This is a genomic window from Streptomyces gottesmaniae, assembly GCF_031845845.1.
GTDB classification, from domain to species: domain Bacteria; phylum Actinomycetota; class Actinomycetes; order Streptomycetales; family Streptomycetaceae; genus Streptomyces; species Streptomyces akebiae.
This window is the reverse complement of record NZ_JAVRFJ010000001.1, coordinates 410603-426101: the sequence shown is the minus strand read 5'-3', so window position 1 is coordinate 426101 and position 15499 is coordinate 410603. Positions and strand designations below refer to the sequence as shown.

The following is a 15499-nucleotide window of genomic DNA, read 5'->3' as shown; positions in this document are numbered from 1 at the left end:
AGAGGGGGAGCACGTGCCGGAACAGCCCGTCAGGGCCAGGCTCGTGGATGTGGCACACGCGGCCGGGGTCTCCAAGGCCACCGTGTCCAAGGTGCTCAACGGCCGGCAGGACCTGTCCGTACGCCCGGAGACGCGCCGCCGCGTGCACGAGGCCGCCGAGGCACTCGGTTACCGCCCCCACTCCGGGGCCCGAGCCCTGGCCGGCGCCAGCACCCACGCGCTGGCCCTGCTGGTCCCCGCCCTCGGCAACCCCACGTACGTCACCATCGCCCGCGGCGCCTATCAGCGGGCCCGCGAGCTGGGCTATCTCTCCCTGCTGGCGGAGGACTTCGACGGGCAGGAGGCCGACGACTCCTTCAACGACCTGGTGCAGGAGGGCAGGGTCGACGGACTGCTCATCGCCTCCGCCCGCCCCGGCCACCCCCTGCTGGAGACCCTGAACCACAGCCCGGTCCCCCATGTCTTCCTCAACCGAGCCGTGGAGGGGTCCGGCCGCAACGTCACCATGGACGTCGCCCGCTCCAGCGTGACCGCGCTGGACCACCTGCACGGGCTCGGTCACCGCAGGGTCGGCCACATCGCCGGTCCCGCCGGGATCACCCCCAGCGACGTCCGCAAGGAGGCGTTCCTGCGCCACGCGGACGCCCTGGGGCTGGACGCGGCTCCGGTGGCGTCCGGGGACTTCACCGAGGACGGCGGCGGCTCGGCCGCGCGGGAACTGCTGCGTCCCGCCGCCGGCAGTGCGCACCCGCCGGTCACCGCTCTCTACACCAGCTCGCTCGCCCAGGCGATAGGCGCCATGGCCGCGATCAGAAACCTCGGCCTCCGGATCCCGGAGGACGTCTCCGTGGTCGGCAACGACGACCTGCCCGTGGCCGCGCACCTCCATCCCCCGCTGACCACCGTCGCGATGCCCCTGTACGAACTGGGGACCGCTGCCGTGGACGCCCTGGTGGCCACCATCGAGAACAGGCCGGTGGGAGACGTCGTCGTACCGACCGAGCCACGACTGGTGCTGCGCGGCTCCACGGCCGGACCGGCGGAACCAGGAGGAACGCCATGACCCTCGCCGCCGCACCGGCACGTTTCCTCGGGCGTACGGCCCTGCTCACCGGGGCCGGCTCCGGCATCGGGGCGGCCACCGCCCGCCGGCTGGCGGCCGAGGGGGCGTCCGTCCTCGTCACCGACGTGGACGCCGAGGCCGCCCAGCGCGTGGCCGAGGACATCCGCGCGGGGGGCGGGCGGGCACGGGACCGGCCCCTCGACGTGACCTCCCCGGGTCAGTGGGCCGCGGCCGTCGCCGAGGCCGAGTCCTGGACCGGGCGCCTCGACGTGCTCCACCTCAACGTGGGCCGCAACCTGCCCGGAGCGGCACACGAACTCGACGACGCCTCCTGGCACGACCAGGTGCAGCTCTGCCTCGACTCGGTGTTCTACGGCGTCCGGGCCGGGGTTCCCCTCCTCAGAACGGCCAGGGGCGCCGTGGTGATCACCTCGTCCGTGCATGCGGCCATCGGCTTCAAGGGCTTCCCCGCCTACGCGGCGGCCAAGGGCGGAATCGACGCCCTCGTAAGGCAGTTGGCCGTCGAGTACGGGGGGCGGATCCGGTTCAACTCCGTCCTGCCCGGCGCCGTGCTGACAGCCCTGTGGGCCCATACACCCCCGGAGTACAAGGCGCAGACCATCGCACGCACGCCGGTCGGCCGACTCGGCACCCCCGAGGACATCGCCGCCGCCGTGGCCTTCCTCGCCTCCGACGACGCCTCCTTCGTCACCGGCCAGAACCTGCTCGTGGACGGCGGTCGCAGCATCAGCTCCCAGGAGTAGGCCGCCCGACCTCGGCCGATGCGTTCCTGTCCCTGTCCCTGCCCCTGTCCCTGTCCCTGCCCCTGCCCCTGCCCCTGCCCCTGTCCCTGCCCCTGTCCCTGTCCCTGTCCCTGTCGCTACCGCTGCCTCTGCCCTGCCTTCCCGTACCTGCGCCCCCGGACAGCAGCCCTCCCCCGTACCGCCGGCCCCTCCCGTCCCCCCGGGCGGGCCGTTCCCCGCGCTCGCTGTCGGCCACGACCGACAGAACCACCCACCTGCCCCACCACCCGCCCGCTTGCCCCACCACTGAGCCTCGGCCCGCACCCGGCCGTACACAGCACAGGACCCGGAGGTCCACCCCATGAAGATCACTGGATACGAACTCTTCCTCGTCGAACCGCGCTGGCTCTTCCTGCGTGTCGACACCGACGAGGGAATCTCCGGCTGGGGTGAGCCCATAGTCGAGGGCAAGGCCCACACCGTCGCCCGCTGCGTCGAGGAGATGTTCGACTACCTGCTCGGCCAGGACCCCGCCCGCATCGAGGAGCACTGGCAGGTGCTCGCCAAGAGCGGCTTCTACCGGGGCGGAGTCGTCCTGAACAGCGCCCTGGCCGGCATCGACCAGGCCTTGTGGGACATCGCGGGCAGGACCCACGGCGTCCCGGTCCACCAGCTCCTCGGCGGACACGTGCGCGACCGGGTCCGCGTCTACGGCTGGGTCGGCGGCGAAACCCCCGAGGAACTGGCCGAGTCGGCCGCCGAGCAGGTCGCCAAGGGCATGACGGCGGTCAAACTGAACCCCTGCGGCCAGCTGGAGCCGCTCGCCTCCCCCGCCGCGATCAACGCCATCGTGGACGGGGTGGCCGCGGTCCGCGAGGCCATCGGGCCGGAGCGCGATCTGGCGCTGGACTTCCACGGCCGGTTCAGCGGGGCGATGTCCCGCCGCGTGCTGCCCCACCTGGAGCCGCTCCTGCCGCTCTTCGTCGAAGAGCCCGTGCTTCCGGAGTTCTCGCAGGACCTCGGCGCCGTGGTGCGCTCCACCTCCATCCCCATCGCCACCGGCGAGCGGCTGTACTCCCGCTGGGACTTCCGATCGGTGCTCTCCGACGGCATCGCCGTGGCCCAGCCCGACATCAGCCACGCCGGCGGAATCTCCGAGAGCCGCAGGATCGCCGCGATGGCGGAGGCGTACGACGTCCTGGTGGCCCCGCACTGCCCGCTCGGCCCGATCGCCCTCGCGGCCAGCCTGCAGCTCGACTTCGCGATCCCCAACTTCCTCATCCAGGAACAGGCGCTGGGCATCGGCTACGGCGACAGCAGCGGACTGCTGGACTACCTCGCCGACACCACGCCCTTCACGTTCCGCGACGGCTACATCGACCGCCCGACCGCACCCGGTCTCGGTATCACCATCGACGAGGACGCGGTCCGGGCCGCCGCCGAACGCGGCCACCGCTGGCGCAACCCGGTCTGGCGCAACACGGACGGCTCACTGGCCTCCTGGTAGTGGGCAGGGGGCTCCGGCCGGATGCCGCATCGCGCGCGTCCGGCCCGGGCTCCGCCTTGCGATGCCGATGATGTCTTCCCCTTTCTCGTCGGCGCCCGCCGTCAGGCGGCTCGTCCGTCATCTTTCGCCGCTTCTCGTCACCGTCTTGTCCTCGGAAGAAGCTGCTGGGCGTTGGCCGTGGTCAGGGAACGCCAGGTGGTCCCGGCCATCGGTGATTCGGCCGCGTCGATCGTGGAGATGTGGGCGTCGGCCAGCGCGGAGGGAGTCCAGCAGTAGTCGCTGCCGAACAGAACACGGTCCGCGTCGACGAGTTCGAGCATCGCCGGGATCTGGCGTGGGAAGGCGGTTCCCGCCATGTCGTAGTGCAGGACGCGCAGTTGGTGCACCGCGTCGGGGATGGGCGAATGCCCCGAAGACAGGAACAGCCGCATGAACTCGTTGACGCGGTCGGCCAGCACCGGAACCGCGCCACCGCAGTGCGGGACGATCACCCGCATTTTCGGGTGGCGGGTCAGCACGCCCGCCATCACCAGGTCCGTCACGGTACGGGCCGTGTCGAAGATGTACTCGACCATCGGTCGTGGCCTGCCGAGAGCCGACCGCTCCCAGCACACCGGCGAGGTGGGGTGGAGGAACACCACGGCTCCTCTGCGGTCCAGCTCCGCGAAGACCGGGGCGAGGCTCTGGTCACCCAGGTAGACACCTCGGGTGTGGGTCAGCAACACCACGCCGTCGGCGTCGAGTTCGTCGAAGGCGAAGGCGATCTCCTCCAGGGCTCCCTCGACGTCCGGGAGAGGAAGCGACGCGAAGGTGCGAAGCGGCCTGCGTGGTCACGGGCCAGCTCCGCGGTGTACTCGTTGACGCGTCGTGCGAGGAGGCGGGCCGCCTTGTCGTCGCCGAAGTGCACACCGGGGGGACGACATGGACAGCATCGCGGTGTCGATGCCGTTGCGGTTCATCAGGTCCAGGTGGGCCTGTACGGACCACGACGGCCAGCCTCCCATGCCGTCCGGGTGGGCGTGGCCGGCTGCTGTCGCCTGCTGGACGTAGAAGTCGGGGAGGAGGTGGGCGTGAACGTCGATGAGTCCGTACGGCATGGCGGCCGGATCCCTTCTCGTGGGCTTGAGTCGTCGAGGTCACGTGGGCAGCCGGTCTACTCGGACTGCCCGCCACCGGCCAGCCGCGCCTCTTCGTTGTCCAGGGCGGCCTGGACTCGACGGAGCACGGTGTCGTCGATCTGTTGTTCGTCCCGCAGGCGGACAACGGTCGCCCGCTTGTGGGCGATGAGGGAGAGGCGGAGGTCGGTGTAGTGGCGGTTGTGGAGCAGGGCGGGATCGTCGTCGGAGCCGACACCTCTGGCCCGTACGGTCGCCAGATTCGCCTCGTACTCCTGGCGCAGCCACTCCACGACCTTCGGGGTGGTCCCCTGTTCGGCGGCGAGTCGCGGAAGCGCCTTGATGGCCTCCTCGGTCGCCGTGGTCTCGGCGAGGATCTCCTCCTCGTCGACGGAGGTGTCGCGCGGCAGCCTGGCCCAGCGCACCACGCGCGGCAGCAACAGGCCCTGTCCCACGAGCGTGACGACGATGACGCCGGAGGTGACGAAGACGATGAAGGCACGGCCGGGGAACGGTGCGCCCGAGTCGACGGTCTCCGGTACGGAGAGGGCCACGGCGAGCGACACCGCACCACGGAAGCCCGCGAAACCGCTGACGACGCGGGCACGGTGACTGATACTCAGCCTCCGCTGCTCGGGGCGCCGGTCGAGCGCGCGGATCACGTAGGCGGAGGCGAACAGGAAGGCGAACCGGACCGCGACCAGCACCCCGCTGACCGCTCCGATCGCGATCAGGGCATCCCGTAGGTCGGGGCGGCTCAAGTGGCGCAGCGCGTACTGGAGTTCCACTCCGACCAGCACGAACAGTGCTCCGTTGATGATGAAGGTGGCCAGCGGCCAGAGGGCCAGGGCCTGGCGTCGGTGCTCGGCGCGAATGATGCTGGGAGCCACCTGCGCCATGATGAGGCCGCTCACGACGACCGCGAGGACACCCGAGGCGTGGATGAACTCCGCGAGCAGATACGCCGTGAACGGCGCGAGGATCATGACGAGGTTGCCGAGCAGGGGGTCGTCCAGTCGGCGCCGCAGGTTCATGTTGGCCCAGGCGACCGCCACGCCTACCGCCGCGCCGCCGCCGTACGCCAGCAGGAACAGGGCCCCGACGTGCGGAACGGTGAGATGCTCCTCGTCGACGGTCAGCCCGACCGCCAGGCCGAAGACGACCAGAGCGGTGCCGTCGTTGACGAGGCTTTCCGCGCGCAGCACGGTGATCTGGCGTCGCGGCAGGGATCCGGCCAGGGCGCCGACCGCTGTGGCGTCGGTGGGAGCCACGGCCGCGCCCAGCGCCCAGGCCGGTCCCCAGGGCAGTTCGAGCGCATGCCCCGCGACGGCCACGGCGCCCGCGGTGAGGATCACCAGGACGGTGCTGAGCAGGACGATGCCGCTCAGGTTGGAACGGATCTCCCGCATGGAAGTGGTCAGGCTCTCCCAGTACAGCAGCACGGGGAGGAACAGCAGCAGAACCACTTCGGGAGGGAGTTGCGTCTGCCGGACGGCGGGGGCGAGCCCGAGGAGTGCGCCCACGACGAGGAGCACGACGGGCGGCGCGATGCGGAAGCGCTGCCCCAGGACGTTGCCCATCAGTACGGCCGCACCGAGGACGACGACGAGTTCGAGACCGAGCATGGTGCTTACTCCTGGAGACGCCGGGCGCCGATGAAGCGGAGGATCATCTCGCTGTCGAGTACCTGTCCCGAGGAGACCCGGGAGGTGCATCGGCCGGGTGCCGGTACCCGTCCGTCGGCCTCCGCCAGGGTCCGCGGCTCGAACGTGGCTGGTCCGCCGCCCACCACCGCCGGGGTTTCAGGTCAGGGACGCAGCAGCGTCTTGGTGGCGCGGCGCTCGTCCATGGCCTTGTAGCCCTCGGCTGCGTCGTCCAGGGGGAGGGTGAGATCGAAGACCTTGCCCGGGTCGATACGGCCGCTGAAGACGCGGTTGATCAGATCGGGAAGGTAGGCGCGCACGGGGGCGGGGCCACCGCGCAGCCCGACGTGGGAGAAGAAGAGTTCCTGGCCGTCGATCCGAGTGCCGTGCGGAAAGCCGACGAAGCCGACGTTGCCGCCCGGGCGCGCGGACTGCAGGCCTGGTGCATCGATTCCTGGGTGCCGACGCACTCGAGGACCGAGTCGGCGCCGATGCCGTTCGTCAGTTCCTTGACGCGGGCGACGCCTTCCGCGCCGCGCTCGGTGACGATGTCGGTGGCGCCGAACTCCAGGGCCAGTTGCTGCCGGGCTTCGTGCCGGCTCATGGCGATGACGCGCTCGGCGCCCAGTTCCTTGGCGGCGATGACCCCGGACAGGCCCACCGCGCCGTCTCCGACGACGACGGCGGTCGAACCGGGTTTCACCTCGGCGGCCTTGGCGGCGTACCAGCCGGTGCCCATGACGTCGGACAGGGTCAGCAGGCTCGGGATCAGTTCCTCGGCCGGCTGTTCCGGGGTGGTGACCAGGGTGCCGTCGGCGAGAGGGACGCGGACGTACTCGGCCTGAGCGGGCGAGGTAGCGGTCCCGTACCCGACCGCTGGAGTAGTCGCCGATCAGCGTGGTGCAGCAGGTCATGATGGCGGCCTCGGCGATACCGACCAGGGCGCGGCTGGCCACGATGGCGCCCAGCGACTCCAGCCACAGCGGTGCGGTGCCGAAGATCGCGTACAGGACGGTCGCGACGATCAGCAGGCGCTTGCGGCCGAGCCGGTCGACGATGACGCCCGCGAAGGGCGCCAGCAGGTCCAGCGCCAGGGCCGGGACGGTGAGGGCCATCGGGACCAGGGCGCCCGCGCCGGGCACGTCGGCGAAGTGGTCCTGCGTCTTGGGCAGCACGGGGGCGATCAGGACGGCCCCGAGGATCGGCAGACAGCTACCGGCCATGAGGAGGGAGACGCGCAGCCGGTGCGCGGCACCGGACGTCGGAAGGATCGCGTCGGGCAGCGGCACGATCGGCACGGGTTCCGCGTAGGCGGGCGGGAACGATGGCGAGAGGTCTGCCGGATCGCGATCATCCTTGCCGTGGATGGTCCCCTTGGGGCACCGGCTGGAAGCTGTCGACGGAGGCTTCGACGCGCGGCTCGATGCCGAGCATGCCGAGCATGCCGATCTGGCGCGCGGCGGGGGCGTCGTACGTGCGCCGGTACGTCACCCACGGCAGCCGGGCCAGGTCGGCGAGGGTGAGGTGCTCGCCGGCCTCGGGATGGTCGTCGACGACGAGGTAGAACCAGCGGTCCCGGTAGAGGTGCGCGGTGGTACCGACGTCCGGGGCAGGGGCCGCGGATACCCGCCAGGTCGGACGCGCTGCCCCTACGGGCACCCCATCGTGCCCCTCTACCTCTCACCCGCGACCACGACACCGGGTATGTAGGGAAGCACAGCCCAACTGCCAGCCTACGAGCGGAAGTCCATGCACGCGCAAGAGCCGATGAAGAACGACAAGCAGCCGCAGCGCCCGGCCAAGAGCGCGGCCGCGCGGCCGGGAGGGCGGGTGCCCGATGCGCTTGTCGAGCTGCAGCGCACCGCCGGCAACGCCGCCGTCGTCCGTATGCTCCAGCAGAGCCGGCACCAGCACGGCGCGGGCTGCGGCCACCCACAGTCCACGGCGGAGCCGGTGCAGCGCTCCGCCGTGCACGATGTGTTGCGCGCGCCGGGCAATCCGCTGGATGAACCGCTGCGGCAGGAGATGGAGTCCCGCCTGGGCGCCGACTTCTCCGACGTCCGCGTCCACACCGACTCCGCGGCACGTGCCTCTGCCGCCGAGGTGGGTGCCCGTGCCTACACCTCCGGCAGCCATGTCGTCATCGGCGACGGCGGCGGCGACAAGCACACCCTCGCCCATGAGCTGACGCATGTCATCCAACAGCGCCAGGGCCCGGTGGCCGGTACGGACAACGGGTCGGGGCTGAGTGTCTCCGACCCCGGCGACCGCTTCGAGCGCGAGGCCGAGGCCAACGCGGTCCGGGTGATGAGGCGGACGCCTGAGCAGATCGACCAAGGCCCGCCGGGCGCCCCCGTACAGCGGGAAGCCGACGTCACCGCCCGGGGCGCGGCGCGCGACACCGACACGACGGTCGTTCAGCGCTTCGCCGAGGTCACGACCGCGGAGTTGGGGCCGGCGCGGGTCTCACAGAACGGGCTGTATCTCATGACCGTCACCTCTGGGGCGGACACCACAGTCATCTGGGTCGCGGAGGGCGCTCCGCCGCCCCGGTACTGCACGCCGACCGGGCAGAGCGGTGAGATCGGGGGGCGCGTGTACGCGGAGTACGAGCCGTCGACGGCCTTCCTCGCGGACTGTGCCCACACCGCCGAGGAGATCATGCACCAGCAGCGGCTGGCCCTGGGGCAGGACGCCAGCGAATTCGCCCTGGGGGGAAACCAGTTCGGCTTGGGCGACAGGGAGAACGCGGAGGGCGCCATGGCCTACGCGAACGCCAGGCCGGGTGGTCCCCAGGCGAACGGCGAGGAACGGCCGAACGCCGGTCAGGCGTTCGCCATCGTGGAGACCGCGTGGCACGGGGATTACGAGCGGCCCGCCAACACCAGCGGGTGGCCCTACCACGTGGCGGCCGTGGTCGCCGTGGACGGCGACGACCGCATCACCGTGGAGCAGGCCGCGGACGGCAACGACGCGAAGGCCCGCCAGGGGTACGAGGGCATCGTCGACATGTATACGTCGGGCACGGATCCGACCAATGGGCAGGCGCTCCCGCACAGCTTCCACGGGCGCAACACCGGCGGCCCGGTGCAGCATTTCTCGGTCGGCGCGATCACCGTCATCCTCCAGCCGATCAACGTGGGCGGCCTCAAGAAGGAGACCGGCCGCCGGAAGCTCATGTGACCCGGCCCGGGCCGACTCGGACGACCCGGGCCAACCCGGGTCGGCATAAGCCGGCCCGGGTCGGTCGTGCCGGCCCGAACGCCGTGCCGCAGACCTGGACCTGGCCCTGCCGTCGCGGGTGATGCAGCGGACCACCCTCCGATCACACCCGGAGTGCGGTGGACGGAACACTCGCTACGGCAGCGGGATGCCTCGCTACGGCAGCGGGATGCCGAGTCGCTCCGCGAGTTCCCGGGCGCTGGTGCCGTACGTCTCCCGGATCCGTACGCCGTCGGGACCGACGTCGAACACGCCGTGGTCGGTGTAGACCCGGCTGACGCAGCCGAGGCCGGTGAGCGGGTAGGCGCACTGCGGCACGAGCTTGGGTTCTCCCGAGCGGGTGAACAGGGTCATCATCACGTAGACGTCCTTGGCGCCGATGGCGAGGTCCATGGCGCCGCCGACGGCGGGGATGTCGTCGGGCTTTCCGGTGTGCCAGTTGGCGAGGTCGCCGTTGAAGGCGACCTGGTAGGCACCGAGGACGCAGACGTCGAGGTGCCCGCCGCGCATCATGGCGAAGGAGTCGGCGTGGTGGAAGTACGCCGCTCCCGGCAGTTCCGTCACCGGGACCTTGCCGGCGTTGGTGAGGTCGGGGTCGATCGCGTCGCCCTCGGCCTTCGGGCCCATGTTGAGCATGCCGTTCTCGGTGTGCAGCACCACCCCGGAGCCGGCCGGCAGGTGATCGGCGATCTTGGTGGGCTGCCCGATGCCGAGGTTGACGAAGGAGCCGGCCGGGATGTCGCGTGCGATGACGGCGGCCAGTTCGTCCATCGAGAGCCGGTGGTCGGTGCGCACCTGATCGCTTGGCGTGATGGTCATCGTGCCCCCTGCACGGTGTAGTGACGGGCCGTCACCTGGACGATCCGGTCGACGTAGATGGACGGGGTCACGACCGCCTCGGGGTCGAGCTTCCCGGGTTCGACGACCTGGTCGACCTGGACGATGGTCGTCGTCGCGGCCGTGGCCATGACCGGGCCGAAATTGCGGGCCGTCTTGCGGTAGACGAGGTTGCCCAGCGTGTCCGCGGCATGCGCGCCGATCAGCGCGTAGTCGCCCTTGATGGGGTACTCCAGCAGATACGTCCGGCCGTCGATCTCGCGCACCTCCTTGCCCTCGGCCAGCGGCGTGCCGACCGCTGTCGGGCAGTAGAAGGCTCCGATGCCGGCACCCGCCGCCCGCATCCGCTCGGCCAGGTTGCCCTGCGGCACCACTTCCAGTTCGATCTTCCCAGCGCGGTAGAGGTCGTCGAAGACCCAGGAGTCGGCCTGGCGCGGGAAGGAGCAGAGCACCTTGCGCACCCGGCCGGCGGCCAGCAGTGCCGCCAGTCCGACGTCGCCGTTGCCGGCGTTGTTGGACACGATCGTCAGGTCTTTCGCGCCCTGCCGGATGAGCGCGTCGATCAGGTCGAACGGCATCCCGGCCAGGCCGAAGCCGCCGACGAGGATCGTGGAGCCGTCCTCGATCCCGGCGACCGCGGCGTCGGTGCTTTCGAGGATCTCCGCGCGGCTCATCGGTCCGCCCCCGTGACATCGCAGTTCTCGAGTACGACGGCCAGTCCCTGGCCGACCCCGATGCAGATCGCGGCGACGCCGTAACGCTGCCTCGTCTCGCGCAGCACCTTGGCCAGCGTGGCGAGCACACGGCCGCCCGAGGCGCCCAGCGGATGGCCGATCGCGATGGCGCCGCCCTTCTGGTTGACGAGGGCGGGGTCGATCTTCCACGCGTCCAGGCAGGCGAGCGACTGCACGGCGAAGGCCTCGTTGAGTTCCACCGCGCCCACCCGATCCCAGCCGATCCCGGCCCGGGCCAGCGCCCGGTTCGCTGCCTCGACCGGGGCGTAGCCGAAGGCCTGCGGCTCCAGTGCCATCACACCGCGGCCAGCGATGCGGGCGATCGGGTCGGTTCCGATCGCGGCAGCGGCCTTCTCGCTGCCCAGCAGCACCGCGGAGGCACCGTCGTTCAGCGGGCTGGCGTTGCCCGCGGTGATGGTGCCGCCCTGCTCAGGCGTACGGAAGACCGGCTTGAGCCCCGCGAGCACCTCGGGTGTGGATCCGGGCCGGATGCCCTCGTCGCGGGTGAGGTCGATGCCGTCGACCGGTACCACCAGGTCGTCGTAGAAGCCGGACTCCCAAGCGGCGTGCGCGAGTCGGTGGGAGCGGGCGGCGAACTCGTCCTGCCGCTCGCGGGAGATCCCGTAGCGCTCCTGGAGCTGCTCGTTGGCCTCGCCGAGACTGACCGTCCACTCCTTCGGCATCCGCGGGTTGACCAGCCGCCAGCCGAGCGTGGTGGAGACGGCGGTGACGTCACCGGCCGGGAAGGGTTTCGCCGACTTGGGCAGCACCCACGGCGCACGCGTCATCGACTCGACGCCGCCGGTCAGCACCACCTCGGCGTCCCCGGACTCGATCGTCCGGCTGGCCGTCATGGCCGCGTCCAGGCTCGATCCGCACAGCCGGTTGACCGTGGTGCCGGGCACGCTCACCGGAAGCCCGGCGAGCAGCGCCGCCATGCGGCCGACGTTGCGGTTGTCCTCGCCGGCGCCGTTGGCGTTGCCCCACACCACGTCGTCGATCGCGGCGGGGTCGAGGCCCGGCACCCGGGCGAGCGTCGAGGTGATCGCGGCGGCGGCAAGGTCGTCGGGGCGCACGCCGGCCAGCGCGCCGTTGAAGCGGCCGAACGGTGTCCGGGTCGCGGCGTAGAGGAAAGCACTCATGACAGCGACGCTAACCCCGGTCCGCGATATTCTGAAGTACGCATATCCGAGCTGATTGATATGGATGAGATATGGATCTGCGACACCTGCGGTACTTCGTGGCGGTGGCCGAGGAGCGCCACTTCGGTCGCGCCGCCGAGCGGCTGCACATGGCCCAGCCACCGCTCTCCCAGCAGATCCGCCAGCTGGAGGCCGAGCTCGGCGTCGAGCTGCTCCGCCGCACCACACGCCGCGTCGATCTCACCGAGGCCGGCCGGGCCTACCTGGAGCGGGCGCGCGCGATCCTCGCCGACGTCGACGAGGCCGCCCACCACGCACGGCTCGTCGCCACCGGCTCGGTGGGCCATCTCGCGATCGGCTGCGTGGGCTCGGCCACGTACAGCCTCCTGCCCGCGCTCTCGCGCCGGCTCACGGAGGATCTGCCCGGCGTCGACTTCTCCTTCCGGGGCGAGATGCTCGCGCCCGACCAGGTCGAGGCGCTGCGCACCGGCGCGATCGATGTCGCGCTGCTGCGCCCTCCGGCGGCCGGCCTCTCCCTCACCGCGCACACCCTGCGCCGGGACCGGCTCGTCGTCGCCGTACCGGCCGACCACCCCCTCGCCCGCCGGAAACGGCTGCGGGCAGCGGACCTGGCCGGCGCCGACCTGATCGTGCATTCCGCCGACCGCCGGTCGGTGATGTACGACGTCGTGCTGGGCCTGCTGCGCGAGGCAGGTGTGGAGCCGCACATCCGCCACGAGGTCGGCGAGACCTCGACGCTGGTCACGCTCGTGGCCGGCGGTCTCGGCGTCGCGGTCGTGCCCGAGCCCGTGACCTCTCTGACGCTCGACGGTGTCATCTACCTGCCGCTGGCCGGGGCCGACGCACGCGTGGAGCTGGCCGTCGCCCACCGCGCCGACCGTGCCGAGCCGCACCTGGCGCGCACTGTGGGGATCATCCGGGCGATGTTCCGGGACACCCGCCCACGCCGGAAGGCGGCAGCCGCGACGGCCGAACCCTCCCGGGCCACGTCAGCTGACTGAGTCCGCGAGGCTGTCCCCTGGGCGACTCCGTCATCCCGGCCGAGTGCCACTCGCCGCCGATCGAGTCGAGCAGATGACGCCCCGCAGGGCGGGCAGGACAACCCGAACGCCGACAGACGGCGTTCCACGCGCCCCGCATCGGTGTCGGTTTCAGTGCCGGTTTCGGTGACGGTGATCAGCACGAGGCTGCTGTCGTCTCAGCGGCGGGAGTGGGTGCACAAGCCTCACGACGGTGTGGCGGTGTGGCGGTGTGGTCCCGAGCACGCCTCTTCCCTGCCACATGGCGTGATTTGCACGGGCCCTTCCTCTGCGCTGCACAAGCGTTGGACGGGCGCTAACCGGCCTCCCCCGAAGGTGGAATCACCAACTCCGCCTGGGAGAACGGGAGCAGGGAGCCGAGGACGGCGTACCCACGCTTGCCGGGCCCCCGGGCGGATTCCGCTCAAGAACGCAAGGGGCAGACTCATGGGTAACGCTGTGCGGCCACAACGCAGGGCCATTCTCACCGGAGGACTCGCGGCGGCCTCCGCGGCCGTGCTCACCGCCTGTTCATCGAAGACCGGTGGTGCCGACACGGCGAAGGCGGCGAACCTCGGGGTGGCGTCGCCCGCCCCGAACGCCGGTCCCCGGCCCGACACCGCGCGGGCGACGTACGACAGGCTGCTGGACGGCAACAAGCGTTGGGTGAGCGGCAAACCGCAGCACCCCGACCAGGACCCCGCCCGGCGGGCGGCCGTCGCGAGCGAGCAGAAGCCCTACGGCGTGATCGTCTCGTGCATCGACTCCCGCGTGCCGCCGGAGCTCGTCTTCGACACCGGCATAGGTGACCTGTTCGTGATACGCACCGGTGGGCAGGTCGTGCAGCCGGTGGTCGTCGGCTCCGTCGAGTACGGGCCCCTCACCGCCGGTTCCCCGCTCATCGTCGTCCTCGGCCATCAGAACTGCGGGGCGATCAAGGCGGCGTACAAGGCACTCAAGGACGACGAGGACCTGCCGGGCAACCTGCAGTCGATCGTCGAGGCCCTGCGCCCCGCCTACGAGGACATCGCGAAGACCAAGCACGCCGACCCCGTCGACGCGATGATCCGCGCCCACGCCAACCGGACCGCCGCCGACCTGCGGTCCAACACCGCTCTCGCTCCCCTGGTGAAGCGAGGCGACCTGAGCGTGGTCAGCGCCTACTACTCGCTCGACACCGGTCGCGTGGAGACGCTCACAGGAGCCCCTTCCTCCTGACCCGAGTCGCTGTTCCGCCCGGGCTTGCCGGGCCGTCCGGTTCTCACCGTGGCCGGACGTTCACCGCGCGTGCTTCGGAGGTGCTGCCCGCTCGGCGGTGTAGAGGCTGAGGTCGTGCACGGTCCGGTCGGACACGGGCAGTTCCAGGGACTGGTAGGTCAGCTCCAGGAAGCCGAACTCAGGATGATGCAGCCGCTTGATGCCCTCGTGGCGGATGCGGACGTCGTGTGCCGCCCACATGGTGCGGAACTCGGCGCTCACCGTGGACAGTCCACCGATCAGCTCGCGCAGGGCCCGATCATGCGGCTCACGGCCTGCCTCGGCACGCAGCAACGCGACCGTGGCGGCGGCGCCGGCGTCCCAGTCGACGAAGAACGCCTGTGAGCCGGCGTCGAGGAAGTGGTAGCGGGCGAAGTTCGAACGGCCGCGTCTGTCGGTGGTGCGGCTGTCGGACGAAGGCGGCCGACAGCGTGATGGAACCCATCAACCACTGGATGCGGGGCGGGACTTCACCTCCGAGGACGCCCGGCAGCCGTCGCTGACGGCGGCCCAGATGAAGAACGCCGTCGTTCCCGAAGCAGCCCGGTCGGGGGCGGTCGCCGCCTCGCTGAACTGCGCGTACTACTACGTGTGCGGGAAGGGTGGGAACGGCAACAGATGCGACTACACCACATGCAACACGACATACACCCTGCCCAACCTCGTGGGCTGGGGCTCGCTCCACAACAACCAGACGCCTGGCACCAGGTCGCACTTCTACCACGTGAACGGTGCCTGGATGTTCTCCATCGACGCCCCCAACCGGAACGACGTGTTCTGGACTCCGGTCTGGTACGTCATCGCCTGTTGAGCTGAGGTTGCGAGAGCGGTCTGCGAGGTCGCTGCACATCGCGGGCGCCGCCGGGGCCGGCGGGCGCCGGGTCATCGCTCACCGGCCAGGGCGAAGAGGTCGATCGGGTACGACACGCTGGGCGTGGGCACCTGTCGCCGCAGCGCGGGCATGTTGAACGTTGGCAGCCCGATGCGCTCAACGGCCCTTTTTCCAGAGCGAGTTCAGGTCACGCGTGCGCCTGACGGGAAGTGCTCCGGAAGTCCTTCGCGGGCGGGCGGCAGGCGCGGCGTGCTGGCACGAGGTGGTGCGGCAGCCGTGGGCGAACTCGCACCGAGGTAGGTCGCGTTGCCCCGACGGCCACCTTCACACAACCCTTCGTACACCTCGTGAGTCACACCCCCGT

The 15499-nt window shown here is 71.0% G+C and carries 11 protein-coding genes and 5 pseudogenes; 7 read left to right on the top strand and 9 right to left on the bottom strand.

The window, feature by feature from the left end; genetic code table 11:
- The first annotated feature begins 13 nt into the window (after positions 1-13).
- From RM704_RS01815 to dgoD, 3 genes are all read left to right on the top strand, one after another.
- Positions 14-1063, top strand: coding sequence for a LacI family DNA-binding transcriptional regulator (locus RM704_RS01815; protein ID WP_033527687.1), 1050 nt, complete (start codon positions 14-16; stop codon positions 1061-1063).
- Entirely contained in the window at positions 1060-1827 is a 768-nt protein-coding gene (locus tag RM704_RS01810) for an SDR family NAD(P)-dependent oxidoreductase (protein ID WP_033527688.1), read from the top strand. The genes RM704_RS01815 and RM704_RS01810 overlap by 4 nt, the downstream gene beginning before the upstream one ends.
- A 340-nt stretch (positions 1828-2167) precedes the next feature.
- A complete protein-coding gene (dgoD, locus tag RM704_RS01805; protein WP_033527689.1) occupies positions 2168-3313 on the top strand; it encodes a galactonate dehydratase in 1146 nt (381 codons plus the stop codon).
- A 137-nt stretch (positions 3314-3450) separates the two neighbouring features.
- Here dgoD and RM704_RS01800 read toward each other — a convergent pair.
- From RM704_RS01800 to RM704_RS01780, 5 genes and pseudogenes are all read right to left on the bottom strand, one after another.
- Positions 3451-4410 (bottom strand): annotated as a pseudogene (locus RM704_RS01800) (amidohydrolase family protein).
- Positions 4411-4466: 56 nt separating this feature from the next.
- Complete coding sequence (locus RM704_RS01795; RefSeq protein WP_033527690.1) at positions 4467-6053, bottom strand: Na+/H+ antiporter; 1587 nt, start codon at positions 6051-6053, stop codon at positions 4467-4469.
- Between the two features lie 182 nt (positions 6054-6235).
- Positions 6236-6924 (bottom strand): annotated as a pseudogene (locus RM704_RS01790) (zinc-binding dehydrogenase); the annotation flags it as partial.
- Positions 6920-7294, bottom strand: a pseudogene (locus RM704_RS01785) (MFS transporter); the annotation flags it as partial. The pseudogenes RM704_RS01785 and RM704_RS01790, both read right to left, overlap by 5 nt.
- A gap of 154 nt (positions 7295-7448) precedes the next feature.
- Positions 7449-7721: pseudogene (locus RM704_RS01780) on the bottom strand (LysR substrate-binding domain-containing protein); the annotation flags it as partial.
- A 99-nt stretch (positions 7722-7820) separates the two neighbouring features.
- Here RM704_RS01780 and RM704_RS01775 point away from each other — a divergent pair.
- On the top strand, positions 7821-9254 hold the full coding sequence (locus RM704_RS01775; RefSeq protein ID WP_033527692.1) for an eCIS core domain-containing protein: 1434 nt from the start codon (positions 7821-7823) through the stop codon (positions 9252-9254).
- 195 nt (positions 9255-9449) lie between these two features.
- Here the strand turns inward: RM704_RS01775 and RM704_RS01770 are convergent, their stop codons facing one another.
- Genes RM704_RS01770 through RM704_RS01760 form a run of 3 tightly spaced genes read right to left on the bottom strand, consistent with a single transcriptional unit; the run spans position 9450 to position 12006 of the window.
- The gene (locus RM704_RS01770) at positions 9450-10112 is read right to left on the bottom strand and encodes a 3-oxoacid CoA-transferase subunit B (RefSeq protein ID WP_033527693.1); all 663 of its coding nucleotides are present in this window, start codon (positions 10110-10112) and stop codon (positions 9450-9452) included.
- The gene (locus RM704_RS01765) at positions 10109-10804 is read right to left on the bottom strand and encodes a 3-oxoacid CoA-transferase subunit A (protein ID WP_033527694.1); all 696 of its coding nucleotides are present in this window, start codon (positions 10802-10804) and stop codon (positions 10109-10111) included. Before RM704_RS01765 ends, RM704_RS01770 begins: the two co-directional genes overlap by 4 nt.
- On the bottom strand, positions 10801-12006 hold the full coding sequence (locus tag RM704_RS01760; protein ID WP_033527695.1) for a thiolase family protein: 1206 nt from the start codon (positions 12004-12006) through the stop codon (positions 10801-10803). Before RM704_RS01760 ends, RM704_RS01765 begins: the two co-directional genes overlap by 4 nt.
- A 71-nt stretch (positions 12007-12077) precedes the next feature.
- Here RM704_RS01760 and RM704_RS01755 point away from each other — a divergent pair, with 71 nt between their 5' ends.
- Positions 12078-13028 carry a LysR substrate-binding domain-containing protein gene (locus RM704_RS01755; RefSeq protein WP_052146059.1) on the top strand — a complete coding sequence of 317 codons (951 nt, stop codon included), beginning with the start codon at positions 12078-12080 and terminating at the stop codon, positions 13026-13028.
- Between the two features lie 465 nt (positions 13029-13493).
- Complete coding sequence (locus RM704_RS01750; protein ID WP_033527696.1) at positions 13494-14264, top strand: carbonic anhydrase; 771 nt, start codon at positions 13494-13496, stop codon at positions 14262-14264.
- 60 nt (positions 14265-14324) lie between these two features.
- On the opposite strand, the pseudogene RM704_RS01745 reads toward RM704_RS01750, so the two are convergent.
- Positions 14325-14642: pseudogene (locus tag RM704_RS01745) on the bottom strand (MmyB family transcriptional regulator); the annotation flags it as partial.
- A 175-nt stretch (positions 14643-14817) separates the two neighbouring features.
- On the opposite strand from RM704_RS01745, the gene RM704_RS01740 reads away from it, so the two are divergent.
- On the top strand, positions 14818-15114 hold the full coding sequence (locus tag RM704_RS01740) for a hypothetical protein (protein WP_311588877.1): 297 nt from the start codon (positions 14818-14820) through the stop codon (positions 15112-15114).
- The last annotated feature ends 385 nt before the right edge of the window (positions 15115-15499 follow it).